The organism is Labrys monachus, from assembly GCF_030814655.1.
Lineage (GTDB): Bacteria > Pseudomonadota > Alphaproteobacteria > Rhizobiales > Labraceae > Labrys > Labrys monacha.
In genome coordinates, this window is the sequence record NZ_JAUSVK010000001.1 from 5,882,774 (window position 1) to 5,903,303 (window position 20,530).

14 protein-coding genes are annotated in these 20,530 nt (G+C 67.9%); 8 read left to right on the top strand and 6 right to left on the bottom strand.

Translation table 11 applies throughout. From position 1 onward, the window contains the following. Positions 1-134 precede the first annotated feature (134 nt). From modA to olsA, 8 genes are all read left to right on the top strand, one after another. A complete protein-coding gene (gene modA / locus J3R73_RS26895) occupies positions 135-908 on the top strand; it encodes a molybdate ABC transporter substrate-binding protein (RefSeq protein WP_307434523.1) in 774 nt (257 codons plus the stop codon). 260 nt (positions 909-1,168) lie between these two features. Further along, positions 1,169-1,783 carry a TetR/AcrR family transcriptional regulator gene (locus J3R73_RS26900; protein WP_307434525.1) on the top strand — a complete coding sequence of 205 codons (615 nt, stop codon included), beginning with the start codon at positions 1,169-1,171 and terminating at the stop codon, positions 1,781-1,783. Continuing rightward, complete coding sequence (locus J3R73_RS26905) at positions 1,780-3,273, top strand: DHA2 family efflux MFS transporter permease subunit (RefSeq protein WP_307434528.1); 1,494 nt, start codon at positions 1,780-1,782, stop codon at positions 3,271-3,273. Before J3R73_RS26900 ends, J3R73_RS26905 begins: the two co-directional genes overlap by 4 nt. Positions 3,274-3,497: 224 nt before the next feature. After that, a complete protein-coding gene (locus tag J3R73_RS26910; RefSeq protein ID WP_307434530.1) occupies positions 3,498-4,682 on the top strand; it encodes an efflux RND transporter periplasmic adaptor subunit in 1,185 nt (394 codons plus the stop codon). A 1-nt stretch (position 4,683) separates the two neighbouring features. Next, the gene (locus J3R73_RS26915; protein WP_307434532.1) at positions 4,684-7,851 is read left to right on the top strand and encodes an efflux RND transporter permease subunit; all 3,168 of its coding nucleotides are present in this window, start codon (positions 4,684-4,686) and stop codon (positions 7,849-7,851) included. Between the two features lie 219 nt (positions 7,852-8,070). Then, entirely contained in the window at positions 8,071-9,309 is a 1,239-nt protein-coding gene (locus J3R73_RS26920; RefSeq protein WP_307434533.1) for an efflux RND transporter periplasmic adaptor subunit, read from the top strand. An 18-nt stretch (positions 9,310-9,327) separates the two neighbouring features. Further along, a complete protein-coding gene (locus J3R73_RS26925; protein ID WP_307434535.1) occupies positions 9,328-12,531 on the top strand; it encodes an efflux RND transporter permease subunit in 3,204 nt (1,067 codons plus the stop codon). A gap of 102 nt (positions 12,532-12,633) precedes the next feature. Further along, a complete protein-coding gene (olsA, locus tag J3R73_RS26930) occupies positions 12,634-13,446 on the top strand; it encodes a lyso-ornithine lipid O-acyltransferase (protein ID WP_307434538.1) in 813 nt (270 codons plus the stop codon). Between the two features lie 60 nt (positions 13,447-13,506). On the opposite strand, the gene xylB is transcribed toward olsA, so the two are convergent. The 6 genes from xylB to J3R73_RS26960 all read right to left on the bottom strand — a co-directional run bounded on the left by xylB (position 13,507) and on the right by J3R73_RS26960 (position 20,504). Continuing rightward, positions 13,507-14,961: a xylulokinase gene (gene xylB / locus J3R73_RS26935; RefSeq protein ID WP_307434541.1), complete on the bottom strand. Its 1,455-nt coding sequence runs from the start codon at positions 14,959-14,961 to the stop codon at positions 13,507-13,509. 76 nt (positions 14,962-15,037) lie between these two features. Continuing rightward, entirely contained in the window at positions 15,038-16,528 is a 1,491-nt protein-coding gene (gene dnaA, locus J3R73_RS26940; RefSeq protein ID WP_307434545.1) for a chromosomal replication initiator protein DnaA, read from the bottom strand. A gap of 80 nt (positions 16,529-16,608) precedes the next feature. Beyond that, complete coding sequence (locus J3R73_RS26945; RefSeq protein ID WP_307434549.1) at positions 16,609-17,055, bottom strand: rhodanese-like domain-containing protein; 447 nt, start codon at positions 17,053-17,055, stop codon at positions 16,609-16,611. A 976-nt stretch (positions 17,056-18,031) separates the two neighbouring features. After that, the gene (gene rpsT / locus J3R73_RS26950; RefSeq protein ID WP_307434553.1) at positions 18,032-18,298 is read right to left on the bottom strand and encodes a 30S ribosomal protein S20; all 267 of its coding nucleotides are present in this window, start codon (positions 18,296-18,298) and stop codon (positions 18,032-18,034) included. Positions 18,299-18,537: 239 nt separating this feature from the next. After that, positions 18,538-19,326 carry an enoyl-CoA hydratase gene (locus J3R73_RS26955; RefSeq protein ID WP_307434555.1) on the bottom strand — a complete coding sequence of 263 codons (789 nt, stop codon included), beginning with the start codon at positions 19,324-19,326 and terminating at the stop codon, positions 18,538-18,540. Between the two features lie 266 nt (positions 19,327-19,592). After that, positions 19,593-20,504, bottom strand: a complete 912-nt coding sequence (locus J3R73_RS26960; RefSeq protein WP_307434557.1) for an alpha/beta fold hydrolase — start codon at positions 20,502-20,504, stop codon at positions 19,593-19,595. Between the last annotated feature and the right edge of the window lie 26 nt (positions 20,505-20,530).

Consider the following 20,530-nt stretch of genomic DNA (forward strand, 5'->3'; position numbering starts at 1 on the left):
GGCCGCCGACAGGGCGCCTGCCACGGCCGGGCAGCGCCGGAAGCCGCCCTTCTTTTCCGCCTTCGCGGCATTGACACGCCGCCTTCATCCCTGTTCGCTATAGCCACACAACTATAGCCAACCGGGATTCCGCCATGCTGTCCATCCTCCGCCGTGCCGTCCTCGCCCTGGTCCTCGGCCTGCCCCTCCTGTCCGCGCCGGCGCTGGCGGCCGACCTCACCGTCTTCGCGGCGGCCAGCCTCAAGGGACCGCTCGACGGCGCGGCCAAGGCGTGGACGGCGCAGTCCGGCAAGAAGGTCGTGATCTCCTATGCCGCCTCCTCGGCGCTGATGAGGCAGATCGAGCAGGGCGCGCCGGCCGACATCTTCGCCTCCGCCGATCTCGACTGGATGAAATACGGCACCGACCGCAAGCTGATCCGGCCCGACAGCGTCGCCAACCTGCTCGGCAATGCCCTCGTGCTGATCGCGCCCCTGGATTCGACCGCCACGCTCGCCTTGTCGCCGGGGGTCGATCTCGCCGGCGCCACCGGCGAGGGCAAGATCGCGGTGGGCGAGGTGAAGACCGTTCCCGCCGGCAAATATGCCAGGGCCGCCTTCCAGAAGCTCGGCATCCTCGCGGCGGTGGAGCCGAAATTCGCGATGGCCGACAATGTGCGCTCGGCGCTCGCCCTCGTCGCGCGCGGCGAGGCCAGATTCGGCGTGGTCTACGCCACCGACGCCAAGGCCGAGCCCAAGGTCAAGGTGGTCGCCACCTTCCCCGAGGACACGCATGACCCGATCATCTATCCCTTCGGCGTGACGACGGCCTCCGCCGACGCCGCGGACGCCGCCGCCTTCCTTGCCTTCCTGAAGACGCCGGCGGGCGAGAAGCCCTTCGCGGAGGCCGGCTTCACGGTCCTCCACTAGGCGGACGGACGCCGGTCCCGCCGGGGCAGGAGAGGACTACGGCACTTCCCCTGCCCGCCTGTCGCGGGCAGCCGGACATCCCGCGCAAGGGGCCGGAATGGCCGGTTTACGCAGGCGAAACAATCCTCACCGAAACGTGTGACATCGTGTTTGCCCGCAAAGCGGGCAGCGGGCCTTTCCGCATATTTTCTTCACATTTCATGCCCAGATGAAACTCGCCGGTTTCGTTCGTAACCGGCGGGTTCTGATCGGGGCTGCGCATGGACGTTCGAGCTGACGAAAGGCCTTCGGCCGCGGAGAGGTGGCGCGACATCCGCCGCAACAATCTGCTCGACGCGGCGAGCCGCATCTTCGCGCGCCAGGGCTATGAAGCCGCCTCCGTCGAGGAGATCGCCTTCGAGGCCGGCATCGGCAAGCCCACGGTCTACCGCTATTTCCCCAGCAAGGAGGCGCTGTTCGAGGCGGCGTTCGGCCATGCCCTCGACGATCTCGAAAGCAGGCTCGATACCGCGATGGTGCTGCCCGGCGGCTTCGAGCAGCGTCTCGTCCGCCTGGTGACGGAGATCGTTCCCACCATCCGCACCCATTTCGGCTCGATCAGCCCGATGGGCGAAGGCGAGACCTCCAAGCGCCGCCTGTTCCGCCAGCGCCGGGGGCAGGTCGAGGCGCGGCTGAAGGCGGCGATCGAAGCCGGGCAGGCCCGCGGCGAGGCGCGGCCCTTCGAGGCCGGGCTCGCCGCCAAGCTGATGATCGGCATGGTGCGCAGCGGCGTCACCGCCGACCACCTGTCCGACGCGCAGATCGCCCAAGCCGTGGTCGGCCTCGCCCTGCGCGGGCTGGGAGCGCCCTCGCCCGCCGCGGAGGCGGTGCCGTGAGCGATCGATCCGTCTCCCCGGGCCGCCTGCTGCCGCTCATCATCGCCACCGGGCTCTTCATGGAGAACCTCGATTCGACCGTGCTGTCGACCGCGCTGCCGACGATCGCCCGCGATTTCGGCACCAGCCCGATCTACCTCAAGCTGACCTTGACGAGCTATCTCCTCTCGCTCGCCGTGTTCATCCCGACCTCGGGATGGATGGCCGACCGTTTCGGGGCGCGCACCGTCTTCCGCGCCGCCATCGTCGTCTTCGCCCTCGGCTCGATCGCCTGCGGCCTGTCGCACGACCTCACCGAACTGGTGGCGGCCCGCATCCTCCAGGGCATGGGCGGGGCGATGATGACGCCGGTCGGCCGGCTGATCATCCTCAAGACCACGCCCAAGCACGATCTCGTCAACGCCATGATGTGGCTGACCTTTCCTGCCTTGCTCGGCCCCCTGAGCGGCCCGCCGCTCGGCGGCTTCATCACCACCTATTTCCATTGGCGCCTGATCTTCTGGATCAACATCCCCATCGCCGTGCTCGGCATCGTGCTGTCCTCGATCTTCGTCCCCAATGTGCGCGAGGAGGACCGCCGCCCCTTCGACCTCATCGGCTTCCTGCTGCTGGCCCCGGGCCTGGTGGCGCTGATGAGCGGCGCGACGCTGGCCGGCCTCGACGTCGTCGCGCCCGGCTACGACATGGCGCTCGCCGTGCTCGGCCTGGTGCTGATCGGGCTCTACGTGCCGCACGCCCGGCGCTCGGCCAATCCGCTGATCGAATTGCGCCTGCTGAGCATTCCCGCCTTCCGGGCCTCGATCTCGGGCGGCTTCCTGTTCCGCATCGGCGTCGGCGCCACGCCCTTCCTTCTCGCTCTGCTGTTCCAGCTCGGCTTCGACTTCTCCCCCTTCCAGTCCGGCCTGATGACGCTGTCGACCGGCCTCGGCGCCATGGCGATGAAGACGCTGGCCGGGCCCATCCTGCGCCGCGTCGGCTTCCGGCGCGTCCTCACCGTCAACGCGCTGCTCTCCTCGGCGCTGGTGGCGGCCCCGGCGCTGTTCTACGCCCATATGCCGGTCGCCGCGATCTGCGCCACGCTGCTCGCGGCGGGCTTCACCCGATCCCTCCAGTTCACCAGCATCAACACGGCCGGCGTCTCCGACGTGCCCGCCGCCCTCATGGGCCGCGTCACCAGCATGACATCGGTGCTGCAGGAACTGGCAGGCTCGGTCGGGGTGTCGGTCGCGGCCTTCGCGCTCGAAGCCTCGATGCAGCTTTCGGGCGCCACCACATTGACCGCGGCCGTCTTCCCGCCGGTCTTCATGGGCGTCGGCCTGATCGCAGCGGCGTCCACCTTCATCTTCATGCGCATGCCCCGCGACGTCGGGCATGAGCTTCTCGCGCCGGCACCGGTTCCCGTGCCGGAGCCGGTGACGATCGCCACCAGGCTGCCGGCCGGAAGACGGCCCTTGCCGCCCTCCGGCCAGGATCCGATGAGGGCCCGGTAGGAATGTCTTCTCATGATCACGGCCGTCGATGGACAGGTAACGCCATGTTCAACATTTCGAGATCGAGCTTGTATTGCGGCCCACGTCATATTTTAGACGCTGTATGCTCCGCAAAATGAGCTAAATAATTCTGTACCAGCTGCAATCGCCGCGACGTTTCCAACTATCGGACCAGATATATGACAAATTCACAAGAAAAGCGCTCTCGGCGCTGGCCGGTATACATGACGATAGTTCTCGTCGCGGCGGCGGCCGGCTATGGCGGCTGGCGGTATTATGACGGGAACCAGGCGCAGGCCCAGGCCGCCAGCAAGGCCGCGCCGCCGGTCGCCAAGGTTCCCGTCACCTTCGTGCAGGTTGCGAAGGCCGACTTTCCGGTGCGCACCTATGGCCTGGGCACGGTCACCCCGTTCAAGACCGCGACGGTGAAGAGCCGCGTCGACGGCCAGATCATCAAGGTCTTCTTCAAGCAGGGCCAGATGGTGAAGGAGGGCGATCCGCTCATCGAGATCGACAAGCGGCCCTACCAGTCCGCCCTCGACCAGGCGCTGGCCAAGAAGGCGCAGGACGAGGCCAATCTGCGCAACGACCAGCTCAATCTCGAGCGCTTCCAGAACCTCGCCAAGCAGAATTTCGAATCCAAGCAGAACCTCGATGCCCAGCAGGCGCTCGTCGACCAGATGACGGCGCAGATCAAGGGCGACCAGGCGGCGATCGACAACGCCCAGACCAATCTGAGCTACACGACGATCACCGCGCCCTTCAGCGGCCGCACCGGCTTCCGCCTGATCGACCCCGGCAACATCGTGCACGCCTCGGACCAGACCGGCATGGTCACCATCGCGATGCTGCAGCCGATCGCCGTCGTCTATACCGAGCCGGAGGATTCGCTGCCGGCCGTCAGCAAGGCCTATGACCGGGGCGGGGTCGCGGTCGACGCCCTGAGTTCGGACGGCCAGACCACCCTGTCGCACGGCGCGCTCGCCGTGATCGACAACTCCGTCAACCAGGCGACCGGCACGATCAGCCTGAAGGCGCGCTTCGACAACAAGGACAACGCGCTCTGGCCGGGTCTGTCGGTGACGACCCGCATGCTCGTCGACACCCTCAAGCAGGTCGTCGTCGTACCCGAGGACGTGGTGCAGCACGGGCCCGGCGGGCTCTTCGCCTATGTCATCGACGCCGACGGCAAGGTCGAGGCCCAGCCCATCAAGGTCGGCCTGAGCGGCGACGGCAAGGCCGTCGTCACCGACGGGCTGGCGCCCGGCCAGAAAGTCGTGGTGGAGGGGCAGTCGAGATTGCAGCCCGGCGCCGAGGTCGATGCCAAGCCGATGGCCGCCGACGGCGAGAAGGTGGCCGAACAGGCCGTCGCGCCCGCCGACGCTGCGGCGGCGAAGGAGGCGAACTGACATGGCCGGCGGCATCTCCACTCCGTTCATCCGCTTCCCGATCGCCACCTCCCTGCTGATGGTCGGCATCCTGTTCGTGGGCATCATCGCCTATCCGCAGCTGCCGGTGGCGCCCCTGCCGGAAGTCGACTTCCCGACGATCCAGGTCTCGGCCAGCCTGCCCGGCGCCGATCCGGCGACGATGGCGTCCTCGGTGGCGCAGCCGCTGGAGACCCAGTTCGCGCTGATCCCCGGCATCGCAGAGATGACCTCGTCGAGCCAGACGAGCTCCACCCAGATCACGCTGCAATTCGACCTGTCGCGCAACATCGACGGCGCCGGCAGCGACGTGCTGGCGGCCATCAACGCCGCCAACGGCCAATTGCCGAAGAACATGCCGAGCCCGCCGACCTATCGTAAGGTCAACCCGGCCGACTCGCCGATCCTGCTGCTCGGCGCGACCTCCGACACGCTGCCCCTGACCCAGGTCTCGGACGAGGCGCTGACCAAGCTCGCCCAGGCCATCAGCCAGATCAACGGCGTCGGGCAGGTCAATGTCGGCGGCCAGCAGACGCCGTCCATCCGCATCCAGGTCGATCCCGCCAAGCTCGTCGCCAAGGGCCTGTCGCTGGAGGACGTCCGCACGCCGCTGTCGGTCACCACCGTCAACAATCCCAAGGGCACCTTCAACGGCGCCACCAAATCCTACACCATCTACACCAACGACCAGCTGATGGATCCCAAGAGCTGGAACGATGCCATCATCGCCTACCGCAACGGCAGCCCGATCCGCGTCAAGGATATCGGCCAGGCGGTGAAGGCCGCCCAGGACGACACCCAGGCCGGCTGGGCCGACGGCAAGCGCGGCGTCTTCCTCGTCATCTTCAAGCAGCCCGGCGCCAACGTCATCCAGACCGTCGACAGGGTGATGGCCGAGATGCCGCATCTGACCGCCGGCATCAATCCGGCGATCAAGATCTTGGTGCTCAGCGACCGCACCCAGACCATCCGGGCCGCCGTGAAGGACGTGCAGTTCACGCTGCTGCTCACCATCGGCCTGGTGGTGATGGTCATCTTCGTGTTCCTGCGCAGCGTATGGGCGACGGTAATCCCCTCGATCACGGTGCCGCTGGCGCTGCTCGGCGCCTGCGCCCTGATGTGGCTGGCCGGCTACAGCCTCGACAACCTCTCGCTGATGGCGCTGACCATCGCGGTCGGCTTCGTCGTCGACGACGCCATCGTCATGCTGGAGAACATCACGCGCTACATCGAGGAAGGCGAGAGGCCGATGGCGGCGGCGCTGAAGGGCGCGGGCGAGATCGGCTTCACCATCCTGTCGATCTCCATCTCGCTGATCGCGGTGCTGATCCCCCTGCTGCTGATGAGCGGCATCATCGGCCGCCTGTTCCGGGAATTCTCGATCACCCTGGCCATGACCATCGTCGTCTCGGCCTTCGTCTCGCTGACGCTGACGCCGATGATGGCCTCGCGCTTCCTCAAGCCCATCCACGAGGAGCATCACGGCAAGCTCTATCAGATGAGCGAAAGGGCCTTCGACGCCCTGCTCGGCGCCTATGAGCGCGGCCTCGACATCGTGCTGAAGGCCCGCTTCGTCACGCTGATGGTGTTCTTCGCCACGCTGGCGCTGACCTGCTACCTGTTCGTGATCATTCCCAAGGGCTTCTTCCCCCAGCAGGACACCGGCCTGATCACCGGCATCGTCGAGACGGCGCAGGACACCTCCGTCGCCGACATGGCGCACCATATGGAGCAGCTGGGCCAGATCGTGCTCAAGGATCCGGCCATCGCCCATATGGCGATGCGCATGGGCGGCAACGGCAACACCCTCAACGACGGCAACATGTACATCACGCTGAAGCCGCGCGACGAGCGGACGGCGTCGGCGGACGACGTGATCCGCCGCCTTCAGGCGCAGACCAGCAAGGTCGAGGGGGCGCGGCTGTTCCTGCAGGCGGCGCAGGACGTGCGCATGGGCGGGCGGCCGTCGCGCACGCAATATCAGTTCACCCTGCAGGGAACCGACATCGGCGAGCTCAACCAATGGGCGCCCAAGCTGCTGGCCAAGATGAAGTCCATGCCGCAATTGCGCGACGTCGCCTCCGACCAGCAGGCCTCCGGCACCACGCTGACGCTGACGATCAACCGCGACCAGGCCGCGCGCTACGGCCTGACGCCCGACGTCATCGACGCCACGCTCTACGATGCCTTCGGGCAGCGCCAGATCGCGCAGTTCTCCACCCAGCTGTCGACCTATTACGTCATCCTGGAGGTGCTGCCGTCGCTGCAGAAGAACATCTCGACGCTGCAGCAGATCTATGTGCGCTCGCCGACGACAGGCGGGGAGGTGCCGCTGTCGGCCTTCACGACATGGACGACCGTGCCGGTGCAGCCGCTGGCCATCAACCACCAGGGCCAATTCCCGGCCGTGACCATCAGCTTCAACCTGGCACCGGGCGTGGCGCTTGGACAGGCGACCGACGCCATCAGCCAGGCCGAGCGGGACATGAATGTCCCCGCCACCATCAGCTCGACCTTCGAGGGCACCGCGCAGGCTTTCCAGGCCTCGCTCTCCTCGGTGCCGATGCTGATCGTCGCCGCGCTGATCGTGGTCTACCTGATCCTCGGTATCCTCTATGAGAGCTACATCCACCCGCTGACCATTCTCTCGACCCTGCCCTCCGCGGGCCTGGGCGCGCTCGCCACCCTGCTGTTGTTCCATTTCGACTTCAGCCTGATCGCGCTGATCGGCGTCATCCTCCTCATCGGCATCGTGAAGAAGAACGGCATCATGCTGGTGGACTTCGCCATCGTCGCCGAGCGCGACCACCACATGTCGGCCTTCGACGCCATCCGGCGGGCCTGCCTCCTGCGCTTCCGGCCCATCCTGATGACCACGATGGCGGCGCTGCTCGGCGGCGTGCCGCTGATGCTCGGCAGCGGCACCGGCGCGGAGATCCGCCAGCCCCTCGGCTACGCCATGGTCGGCGGCCTGCTGGTCAGCCAGGTGCTGACCCTGTTCACCACGCCGGTCATCTACCTCTATCTCGACAGGTTTTCCCACTGGATCGGCAGCTTCGGCTCTTCCGGCGACGAGGCGCCGCCCGCCGAGGAGGGCTTCACCGAAAATCCGGAGAAGGAGCACAAGCCGCAGACCATCGCGGCGGAGTGAGGCCCGCGCCATCGTCTGCACCTAAGACCCGCCCCGGCAGCCCCGCCGGGGCTTTTCCTCGGCCGGACGGCGAGGCGCCGGATGAGAGCCGATTGCAACCGGCGCGGATATTTTCCCGCCTCCTCGCGCTTCATGACAGGAAATTAATCGTAGCGGCCCGGAAGAAGCCCGCCTTCGCCCCTAAACTCCGCGCTTCATTTCATGACTCGATGGTTTCCGATGAAGCGTCTTTTCAATCTGGCGGTCCTCCTCTCGCTCCTTTTCGGCCTGGCCTGGTGGCAGCGGGCCTATGTCGCGCCCTGGATCGTGCGGACGGTTCCCGCCTCCGAGCCCTATGTCGCTGCGATCCCCGGTTTTGCCGCCGCGCTTCGCCTCGATGCCCCGGGCGGCGCCGGCGTTCCCGGGGGCGAGGTGCGGAAGCCCGGCGAGGGCACCGCGCCGGTGCCTGTGAGGCTGGCCAGGGCCGCGGTCAGGCAGGTGCCGGTCGTGATCGCCGCCGTGGGAACCGCCACGCCCTATGCCTCGATCCAGCTGCGCAGCCGCATCGACAATACCGCGGTCACCAGCGTTCGCGTCGCCGAGGGCGCGGAGGTCGAGCAGGGAGACATCCTCTTCACGCTCGACGACCGTACGATCTCCGCGCAGATCGCGCAGATCGAGGCCCAGATCGAGAAGGACACGGCCCAGATCGCCCAGGCCGAGCACGACCTTTCCCGCGCCGACAGCCTCCTCAGCCGCCACGCCGGTGCGGTCACCACGCGCGACACGGCGGCCACCGCCCTCAAGATCGCGCAGGCTCAGCTCGCCGCCGACCGGGCCACCCTCGCCTCGGCGCAGGCGACGCGCGACGATACCGTCATCCGCGCCCCGGTGTCGGGGCGGATCGGATCGATCCCGGTCAGGCCGGGCTCGAGCGTGCGCACCTCGGATGCGGCGCCTCTCGCCACCGTCAACCAGCTCGACCCGTCCATGGTCGCCTTCTCGATCCCGCAGGACCGCCTGGTGGCGCTGCGCGAAGCCATGGCGTCCGGCCCGGTGCGCGTCGACGTCACCGCCGGCAGGCACACGCTGACGGGAAAGGTCGCCTTCATCGAGAACGCCATCGATCCCGCCACCGGCACCATCCTGGTCAAGGCCGACATCCCCAACGAGCGCAACCTGCTGTGGGGCGGCGCCTTCGTGAAGGTCGAGGTCGTCTTTCCCGGCACCGCGCCGCAGGTCGTGGTCCCCAGCGCCGCGGTCCAGATCGGGCAGAACGGCAGCTATGTCTTCGTCGTCGAGGATGCCGTCGCCCATCTGCGCCCGGTGACGGTCGCCCGCGTCGCAGGGGCGGATGCGGTGCTGTCGGACGGCGTCGCGGATGGCGAGCAGGTGGCGAGCGAGGGCATGCTGCGCCTCGTCGACGGCGCTCCCGTCTCGGCCAAGGCCGCGACGGATACCGCCGCCGTCAAAAGCTGAGCCGGGGCGGAGACAAGCATGCTGTCCGAGATCTGCATCCGACGCCCGGTCATGACCATCCTGCTGATGGTCTCCTTCGTCGCCGCCGGCTGGTTCGGCTACCGGCAATTGCCGGTGGCCGCCGTGCCGCGCGTCGACCACCCGACGATCCAGGTCAGCGCCTCGCTGCCCGGCGCCAGCCCCGAAACCATGGCCTCGTCCGTCGCCGCCATCCTGGAGAAGCAATTTTCGGCGATCTCCGACGTCACACAGATGTCCTCGACCTCGACGCTCGGCCAGACGGCGATCGTGCTGCAGTTCGATCTCGACCGCAGCATCGACGGCGCCGCGCTCGACGTCCAGTCGGCGATCGCGACCGCGCAGCGCAACCTGCCCGCCGACATGGCGACGCCGCCGAGCTTCCGGAAGGTCAATCCGGCCGACCAGCCCGTATTGTTCCTGGCCCTCACCTCCGACCAGGCGCGGATGTCCGACATCGACCGCTTCGCCCAGTCGGACATCGTGCCGCAATTGTCCACCCTGCCCGGTATCGCGCAGGTCAACATCTACGGCAGCCAGCAATATGCGGTGCGCATCGAGGCCGATCTCGACCAGCTCACCGCACGCAACCTCACCCTGGCCGACCTGCAAGGCGCGGTCGCCTCGGCCAATTCGAACACCCCGGTCGGCTCCACCCATGCCGACGGCCGCAACATCATCCTCGAGGCGACCGGCCCGATCCGCCGCGCCGCAGGCTATATGCCGGTCGTCGTGGCCTCGCGCAGCGGGGCGCCGGTGCTCCTGCAGGATGTCGCCGAGGCCGTCGACAGCGTCGAGAACAACCAGACGGCGAGCTGGCGCGACGACAAGCGCGGCATCGTTCTGGCCATCCAGCGCCAGCCCGACGCCAACACGGTGGCCGTGGTCGATTCGATCAAGGCCGTGCTGCCGAAGATCCGGCAGGCGATGCCGGCCGGCGTGACGCTAGACGTGATGATCGACCGCTCCGTCTCGATCCGCCATGCGGTCGAGGACGTCGAGTTCACGCTCGGCCTGTCGATCGTCCTCGTCGTCATCGTCATCTATTTCTTCCTGCGCAGCGCCCGCGCCACCCTCATCCCGGCCATCGCCCTGCCGATCTCGCTGATCGGCACCTTCGCCGGCATGCATGTGCTGGGACTGTCGATCGACAACATCTCGCTGCTGGCGCTGACGCTGTGCGTCGGCTTCGTGGTCGACGACGCCATCGTGATGCTGGAGAACATCGTCCGGCATGTCGAACTCGGGCAGAAGCCCTTCGCCGCCGCCCTGATCGGCTCCCGCGAGGTCGGTTTTACCATCCTGTCGATGACGATGTCGCTGATCGCGGTGTTCATCCCCGTGATCTTCATGGGCGGCATCATCGGGCGCATGTTCTCCGAATTCGGCTATGTGATCGGCCTCGCCATCCTCATCTCCTGCGTCGTGTCGCTGACGCTCACGCCGATGCTGTGCGCGCGCCTGATCAAGCCGCATGAGCAGGGCCGGAAGGAGCCGCTGCTGCTGCGGCTTTTCGAGGCGGGCTTCGCGCGGCTCGCCAGGGGCTACGCCACCACGGTGCGGGCCGCGGTCGAGGCGCCGGTGCTCATGCTCGGGCTCACGGCCGCGACCTTCGTGCTCACCGCCATCCTCTTCGTCGACATTCCCAAAGGCTTCTTCCCGCAGGAGGATGCCGGCCTCGTCAGCGGCTCGACGGTCGGCCCGGACGACGTCTCCTTCGACGCCATGGCGGTCCGGCAGCAGGCCGTCGTCGAGGAATTGCGCAAGGACCCCGACGTCGGCTCGGTGATATCCACCGTGGGCGGCGGCGGTGCCGGACAGATCAGCGCCGGGCGGCTGTTCATCCAGCTCCGGGACAAACCGGCCCGCACGCAGCCGATCGGCGCCGTGATGGCGCGGCTGGAGCGGGCAGCGGCGCGGGTGCCGGGGATCAGCACCTATTTCCAGGCGGTGCAGTCGATCAACATCGGCGCCACGCGCTCGCGCAGCCAGTACCAATATGCGCTGATGTCGGCCGATATCGATGAACTGCGCCTCTACGCCCAGAAGATCGAGGAGCGGATGCGGGCGATGCCGCAGGTCACCGGCGTCAATTCGGACCTGCAGATCAACGCGCGCAACGCCGTCGTCCATATCGACCGCAACAACGCCGCCAAGCTCGGCGTCACCGTCGACCAGATCCGCGCGGGGCTCTACGCCGCCTATGGCACCAGCCAGATTTCGACGATCTATGCGCCGGAGAACACCTACCAGGTCATCCTCGAAGCGGGCGGCGACTACAGCTCGCCCGAGGCCCTCCTGCGCAAACTCACCATCCGCTCCAGCAGCGGCGCCCACATCCCGCTCGACAGCGTGGCGCGTATCGAGGAGGTGCCGGCCGCCGTGTCGCTGTCCCATATCGGGCAGCTGCCGTCGGTGACGATCTCCTTCAACCTGCGCCCCGGGGTGGCGCTGAGCCAGGCCGTCGCGGCGATCGAGAAGACGACGCGCGAGATCGACATGCCCAACACGATCAGCGCCAAGTTCCAGGGCACGGCGCAGCAATTCCAGGATTCGCTCTCGGGCATGCCGATGCTGCTCCTGGCGGCGGTGCTGGTCGTCTACATCCTGCTCGGCATCCTCTATGAGAGCTTCATCCATCCGCTGACGATCCTGTCGGGGCTGCCGACGGCGGGCATCGGCGCCCTGCTGACGCTGGAGATCTTCGGCATGGACCTGTCGATCATCGCCATGATCGGCCTGATCATGCTGATCGGCATCGTCAAGAAGAACGCCATCATGATGGTGGATTTCGCCATCGAGCGGCGTTCGGCCGGCGCGTCCGCCCGCGACGCCATCGTCGAGGCGGCGGTGCTGCGCTTCCGGCCGATCATGATGACCACGCTGGCGGCCATCCTCGGCGCGCTGCCGATCGCCCTCGGCCAGGGCGCCGGCGCCGAACTGCGCCAGCCGCTCGGCGTGGCGGTGGTCGGCGGTCTCCTGGTCTCGCAATTGCTGACGCTCTACATCACGCCGGTCGTCTATGTGGCGCTGGACCGGGTGTCGGGCTGGTTCGTCCGGCGGGAGGCGGCCGATCCCTCCCGCGCGGTCGACGTCCTGCCGGAGCCGGAGCAGCATGGGACGCAGCCGAGGGCCGGCGGCGGCGAACCGCTTCCCGGCGCCGCAGGGAAGGGCAAGGACCCGGTGGCGGCGGCGGCCGAATAACCGGCAGGCGAGGAGGAGAAACGGCATTGGTCGCGGCGCCTGTTTCCCCTATAGGGGAACCGGGGTTCGAAGCGGGGAGCAATCCGTGGCACGAGGGGCGAGATGGGCGAAGCGAGGCGCGGGCGGCCGGGCGGGCCTTCGCTGATGCGGCTCAAATCCATCTGCCGCATCGCCGCGGTCGCGGCGCTCGCTTTGCCGCTCATCCCGCTGCAATGGCTCGCCGTGCGGGCGGACTGGCCGCTGGCCCGGCGCCTGCCGGTGTTCTTCCATCGCTGCGTCCTCGCCATCATCGGCGTGAAGCTCACGGTCCGTGGCGCCGAGGACCGGCGTCGCCCGCTGCTCATCGTCGCCAATCACGTCTCCTGGCTCGACATCGTCGTGCTCGGGGCCTGCGCGCCGCTGTCCTTCATCGCCAAGAGCGAGGTGGCGGGGTGGCCGGTGATCGGCCTGTTCGCCCGGCTGCAGCGCTCCATCTTCATCGAGCGCGAGCGCCGCCACAAGACGGGCGCTGCGAATGCCGCCATCGGCGCGCGCCTGAGATCGGGCGACGCCATGGTGCTGTTCGGCGAGGGCACGACCGGTGACGGCATCCATGTCCTGCCCTTCCGCTCGGCCCTGCTCGGCGCGGCGCGCGAGGCGCTGGGCGGCGAGGAGGCGCCCGCCTTCGTGCAGCCGCTGGCGCTGCGCTATGTCCGGCGCGGCGGCCTGCCGATCGGCCGCAGCGGCATGAGCGAGATCGCCTGGATCGGCGATACCGATCTCGGCCCCCATCTCCTCGGCATCCTCGCCGGCGCGCCGATCGACGTGGTGGTGCAGTGGGGCGAGGCGCTGCCCTACCGGCCGGGCACCGACCGCAAGGCGCTGGCGAGGGAACTGGAGGCGACCGTGCGCCGGCTGGCGCTGAGCTGCCTGTAGATCGAGGTCCGCACGCCTCGGGTGCGCGTGCGGGAAGAGGCGGACAGGATGTCCGCGCTCCTATCGCGCCGCTTTCGTCGCCTGGTAGAGGCGGCGGAAGGCGGCGATCCGTTCCGCATAGGCGGCCGTCAGGTCCGGGCGCGGCTCGGCGACGTCGAGCACGGGCGGCGCCGGCGCGAGCGTGCGGATGTCGGCCCCGCAGGCCGCGGCCCTTGCCAGCCGTGCCGCACCGAAGGCCGGTCCCTTCTCGCCGCCACGGTAGCGCTTGAGCGGCCTTCCGAGCACATCGGCGATGATCTGGACCCAGAGGGCGCTGCGTGCGCCGCCGCCGATCACCGCGACGTCCTGGAGCTGCGTGCCCGCCTCGGCCAGGCAATCGGCGGCGTCCGCCAGGGAATAGGCGACCCCTTCCAGCACGGAGCGGGCGAGATCGCTCCTGCCGGTCGCGCCCGTCATGCCCGAGAAGACGCCGCTGGCAGCGGCATCGTTGTGCGGCGTGCGCTCGCCGGCGAGATAGGGCAGGAACGTCACCGCCCCCGGCCCGGGGGGCTGCGCCGCCACCTCGGCCAGCAGCGTCTCGATCGGCGTGCCGACCAGGGCGGCGAGCCAGGCGAGGCAGGAGGCTCCGTTGAGCAGGGCCGCCATCTGGATCCAGCAGCCGGGCACGGCATGGCAGAAGGCGTGCAGGAATTTGTCGGGCAGCGGCCGATATTGCCTGCCCGGCGCGAAGAACTGGCTCGACGTCCCCAGCGAGATGAAGGCACCGTCATCGATGGCGCCGATGCCGACAGCGCCGGCCATGGCGTCGCCGGCCCCGCCGGCGACCGGAATGCCCGGCCGGAGGCCGAGGCGGGTCGCGGCCGAGACGGTCAGGGAGCCGGACACCGCCGTTCCCTCGACGAGGCGCGGCATCACCGAACGGCTGACGGCGGTGGCGGCGAGCGCGGCGTCCGACCAGTCGCGCGCGGCTTCGTCCAGCCACCAGCTGCCGGCCGCGTCCGACATGTCGGTGACATGCTCGCCCGTCAGCTGGAGGCGGACATAGTCCTTCGGCAGCAGCACCTTGCGCAGCGCCACCAGCGTCGCGGGCTCGTGGCGCGACAGCCACAGCAGCTGTGGCGCGGCGAAGCCGGGCGCGGCCGGCACGCCCAGCCGCCAGGCGAGATCAGGATGGATGCGGTTGAGCTCGGCGGCTTCGGCGGCGGCACGGCTGTCGTTCCACAGCGTGACGGGGCGCAGCGGCCGGTCGTCCGCGCCGAGGCATACCGCCCCGTGCATCTGGCCCGAGAGGCCGATGCCCTCGACCGCCGCCAGCACGGCGCCGTGGTCTTGCCGCCACGCCAGCAGCACGGCCTCGACAGCGCCGACCCAGTCCTGCGCGTCCTGTTCGGACAGTCCCGGCCCCGGCCTGGAAAGGACGAGGGGCCGCTCGCCTTCCGCCAGCACCTTCTCGTCGTCGTCGACGATGACCGCCTTGACGGCGGAGGTTCCGATATCGAGGCCGAGATAGGGCATCACGTCATCCGGAGTGGGAGGCACCTGCGCCCCTGCCCGTCACGGTCTCGCCGCGACGCAGGAACGAGGGATCGCCCTACTCGGACAGCAAACGGCGCAGGAGGTCAACCTCCTCCGCAAGGCCGGTATCGCGCCCCACCAGGCCTTCGATCTTGCGCACGGCGTGCAGCACCGTGGTGTGGTCGCGCCCGCCGAAGCGGCGGCCGATTTCCGGCAGCGAGCGCGGCGTGAGCGACTTGGCCAGATACATCGCGATCTGGCGCGGCTTGACCACCGTCGCCGTGCGCCGCAGCGAGAGGATGTCGGCCCGGCTGACATTGTAATGCTTGGCGACGATGCGCTGGATATCCTCGATCTTGACGCGGCGCGGCTCGCGGTTGCGGACGAGATCGCGGATGGCCGCCTCCGCCGTCTCCAGCGACATGCCGGAGCCGGACAGCGCGGAATGGGCGAGGAGACGGTTCACCGCGCCGTCGAGGTCGCGGCCGTTGGTCGAGACCTGATGGGCGACATAGGCCACGACATTGTCCGGCACGTCGAAATTGGCGTGATGCGCCCGCGCCGCCTCGATGCGCGATTTGAGGATCTTGATGCGCAGCTCTTCGTCCAGCGCGCCGATTTCGACCACCAGCCCGCCCGACAGGCGGGACCGCACGCGCTCGTCCAGGGTATCGAGATCGGCCGGCGGCCGGTCCGCCGCGACGACGACCTGCTTGCCGCCGTCGATGAGCGCGTTGAGCGTGTGGCAGAATTCCTGCTGGATCGACTTGCCGGCCAGGAATTGCAGGTCGTCGATGACGAGGAGGTCGATCGCCCGCAGCTTCTCCTTGAAGGCGATGGCGGTCTGCGCCTTCAGCGCCGCGACGAAGCCGTACATGAAGCGCTCGGCCGTGAGGTAGAGCGCCCGCTTGCCGACGCTCTCCGACAGATGGGCGATGGCCTGGATGAGATGGGATTTGCCCAGGCCCACGGCGGCATGGAGGAAGAGCGGATTGTAGGGCAGCGGCTCGCTGGCGCCGGCCCTGGCGACCTGCTGGGCGGCGGCATGGGCAAGAGCATTGGAACGCCCGACGAAATAGGCGTCGAACGACATGCGCCGGTCGAGCGGGGAGCCGGCGAGATCGTCCTCGCGGGACGTCACCTCGATGGCCCGCAGGAAGGGCGCGGGCTTGGCCGTCGCCGCCACCATCGGCTCGGCCGCCCTGGCGCCCGGCGCGTGGTCGCGGCCGGCGATCGGCCGCACCCCTGCCGTCCGGACGTTGAGGGCGATATGGGCGGTGCCCGGCAGCTCGGCGGCCAGCATGCCGAGGATCTTGTCGAGATAATGGGCCTGGATCCAGCTGCGCAGAAAACGCGTCGGCACCGAAAGATGGACGGTGTCGTCGATGACGACATCGAGCTCCAGCCGGGCGAACCAGCTGGAAAAGACGTCTTCGCCGTATTCGGCGCGCAGAAGGCGCTTCACGCGATCCCAGGCAGCCGGCGGATCGGCAGTGACCGACCCATTGGATATGTCGCTCGCGGTCGGTGCCGCGGCAGCGAGTGTCAGGCGTTCGCTCGGGTTCATGGGGCTATCGTCTGGCAAAGAGTTCATGACACGGCTCCGGCATCACGGCCGGAGCTGCAGCGGCAAAACCACGAATGGAATCAGGACTGGACCCAAGGCAGGCCGGCAGCTTTCCAGCCGTCCACCAGGCCGCGGTGGCGCTCGGCGTTCGCCGGGCCCTCGAAGCCCGCCGCGATGTTGCGGCTGCCGAGCCACCCCGCGGCGATCATGGCCTGGGTTGCGGCGAGACTGCGCGCGCCGGAGCGGCAGAGGAATACGATCGTATCATGCTGGCCGACCGAGCGGCGCGCCAGTTCTCGTTCCAGCTGCGCAACGAAGTCCGACGCGATCTCCATGGTGGGATAGCGCTGCCATTCAGCCAGGACGGCTTCCTTGCCGAGAGCGGAGAGATCCGGAACGCCGACAAAGGACCATTCCGCCTTGGTGCGGACATCAACGAGTTGGGACTTGGGTTCCCGGCCGAGAAGCTCATAGGCCTCGCTGGCTGAAACATCCCCCGCATAGTCATTCATCCACCCCGACGACATGATACTCCAGTTCCGTCTTTCAGACCTGATTTGATTTTTTCAAAAACACGCCGGCCCACCGGCATGACGCGCATGCAGCACACGCTTACAAAATGACAGTATAGAACTTCAACACGACGTTAACCACACCCATACCGCACCGATCTATACTCGAAAAGGCGTTCGCACACGCCTCCCCGACGTCCGAAAGGACGCTGGTCCACTCGCAATATCGGGAAGGAACATACACGTGACCCGTTCCGAGAAAAAACATAGCGAACCATGGCAGGCGCTTGCAACAGACAAATCTCACTGATTCGTTAACGGTGCCCCGGCGTTCCCGATTCGGACGAGGGGCTCGCCGCACCCCGAAGCTGCAACGCGTTGAGGAGTCGATGGAATCGTGGAGGCGGCAAAACAGTTCGAAAAAACTCGTTTCGGCTGCGTAAAGATTTCAGACGGCCACATTTTGTGGGGACTCTCCCGACCCCCGGCGGGAGGCAACAAGCCTTAGGTCGTAAACGACTGATCTAACATGCGAAATTTTGATCGGCACGGCCTCCTCGAACGCTATTTGAGCAAAAGCCTGAGTCAAGGGGAAAGATTAGCACCGGTTTCGTGCAGGGTATTTTCATACCTGTTACTTGAACGGCCCGGGAACGACATCCTCCGCGACCGGCGTGACTGATGGGAGACGGGGAAATAGGGCGCAGGCGCGCCGCTCATCCGGCGAAATGCGCGGATGCGGTCACATGAAACCGAGCCTTCCCGGGGGTAGCAGGCGGCGGGCCGATACGGCGGGCCGCCAGCGCCGCGCGCCGGCGCTGGCCATCGGCCGGCAAGGACCATACGGCCAAGCATCTCGCGCCGAACGATGAAGCGGCTCGCGGCAAAACAAAACCCGGCACGACGGCCGGGTTTCGGTATCTCTACGTAAGGTCAATAGAATCCGACCCGTCCGGACGTCAGCACACGCCGGCACGAAGCATCGACCCGCTCAGGCGCCGAGCTTCCTCACCGCCTGCGCCAGGCGCGAAACCTTGCGAGCAGCCGTGTTGTCCTGGACGACGCCCTTCTGGGCGGCGCGCATGATCTCGGGCTCGGCGGCCTTGAATGCAAGCGTCGCCTTGGCCTGATCGCCTGCGGCGATGGCCTCCTCGACATTGCGAATGAAGGTGCGCATGCGGGAGCGGCGCGCCTTGTTCACTGCGGTGCGCACTTCGATCTTGCGCGTAGCCTTCTTGGCCGACTTGGTATTGGCCATGGTTCCTGCCTGTTGAGCCGACCGTCTCCTGGCGATCAGACGATCCCCCGGAAGCCGTGCGTTGTGTGAAACGACAAAAAGCGGACGCCAATTGCGTCCGACATTGGAGGCGGCTCTTTACATGGGGCGAGGCCCGCCGTCAACGCCATCCTGCATCGAAGCGCCAAAAAGCGGACGCCGAAGCCCGCGCGCCCGCGGGCGAAGGGCCAAAAGCCCGCCCATCCCTATCTATCCGTGCCCTATCCGTGGCGGAAGGCCGGCGGCCGCTTCTCGAGGAAGGCGGCCATGCCTTCCTTTTGGTCGGCGCTGGCAAAGAGGGCATAGAAGGCCTGCCGCTCGTAGCGGATGCCTTCGGCCAGCGTCAGCTCATAGGCGCGGTCGACGCAATCCTTGGCGGCGAGCACCGCCGGCAGCGGCATGGCGGCGATCGCCTCGGCGGTCCGCATCGCCTCGGCCAGAAGGTCGGCCGCCGGCACCACGCGGGCGACCAGCCCGGCACGCTCCGCCTCGGCCGCATCCATCATGCGCCCGGTCAGCACCATCTCCATCGCCTTCGCCTTGCCGATGGCCCGCACGAGGCGCTGCGTGCCGCCGATGCCGGGCACGATGCCGAGGCGGATCTCGGGCTGGCCGAAGCGGGCCCCGTCGGCGGCGATGATGAGGTCGCACATCATCGCGAGTTCGCAGCCGCCGCCGAGGGCGAAGCCGCCGACGGCGGCGATCACCGGCTTGCGCAGACGCGCGAAACCGTCCCACACGGCGATGAAATCCTCGATCCGGGCCTGCGGGTAGGTCTTGCCGGCCATTTCGGTGATGTCCGCCCCGGCGGCGAAGGCCTTCTCGGATCCGGTGATCACCGTGCAGCCCAGCGCCGCGTCGCGGTCGAAGGCGGCGAGGACCGCCGTCAGCTCGGCGGCGAGCGCCGCGTTGAGCGCATTGAGAACCTTGGGACGGTTCAGGGTGATGAGGCCGACCCGCCCCCGCCTTTCGACGAGCAGGGTTTCGTAGGTTCCATCCGGCTGCGTCATCATCGGCTCCGAATCAGGGGAAAGAGACTGTCTGGCAATCGTCCCGTCATCCCGGCGAGCCGGGCGAAGGAAGGGATCCGCGATTCGGGGCCGACTGTAGGGGAGGCCGCCGCCGCAGGGAATCGCCGGCCACCGGTTATCACCAGCCCTTGGCGGCCGGGAGCCGCCGGCGTCGATTGCGATCCGTCGAGCCGAAATTTTTCTCCAACCTGTGGTTTTCGCGCATTTTCCAATCGGAAAGCCCATCCGCTGTCCTGGAAAATGCTCTATCCGCCACTCAGGAGCTCCTCGAGCGCCCGGACCACCTCCCCGGGCGCCTCCTGCGGGATGTTGTGGCCGACGCCGGGCAGGACGCGGCGGGCATGGAGCCGCGGGAAGCGGATAGGGTCCCCCTCGCCCTCGTCCGGCGGCGCGACGCCGTCATCGGCGCCATACAGGGCGATGGTGGGCACCGATATGGCCGGCTGCCGGGCGAGGTCCCGTTCGATCGCCTCCAGCGACGGGTCCCCGGCGACATAGCCGTAGCGGTGGCGATAGGAATGGATGACGACGTCGACGAAATCGGAGTTGTCGAAGGAGGCCGCCGTGCGGTCATAGGTCGCCTGCTCGAAGCGCCAGGACGGCGACCACAGCTGCCAGAGCAGCTGGCAGAGCGGCCGGCGATTCGCGGCAAGGCCGTCCCGCCCGCGCTCGGTATTGAAATAATACTGATACCACAGGCGGTATTCCATCTCCGGCGCGAGCGGCCGCACCGAGCCCGGAATGTCCTGGATGTTGTAGCCGTCGCCAGTGACCAGGCAGCGCGCCCGCTCCGGCCACAGCGCCGCGACGATGCAGGCGGCCCGTCCGCCCCAGTCATAGCCTGCCAGGGCCGCCTGCCGGATCGAGAGCGCATCCATGAGGTCGAGCAAGTCCCGCGCCAGGGCCGCCTGCTGGCCGGATCGCAGCGTATGCGGCGACAGGAACCGCGTCGGCCCGTAGCCGCGCAGATAGGGCACGATCACGCGGCGGCCCTTCTCGGCCAGCATCGGCGCCGCCTCGTCATAGCCGCGCGGGTCGTAGGGAAAGCCGTGCAGCAGGATGACGACCTCGCCGTCGGCGGGACCATGCTCCTCATAGGCGATGTCGAGGACGGGCGTGCGCACGCGGCGGATCGGAAAGGCGGTGTCCGGCATCATGGCTCCCCTGCGCAGTCCGCGGCAGG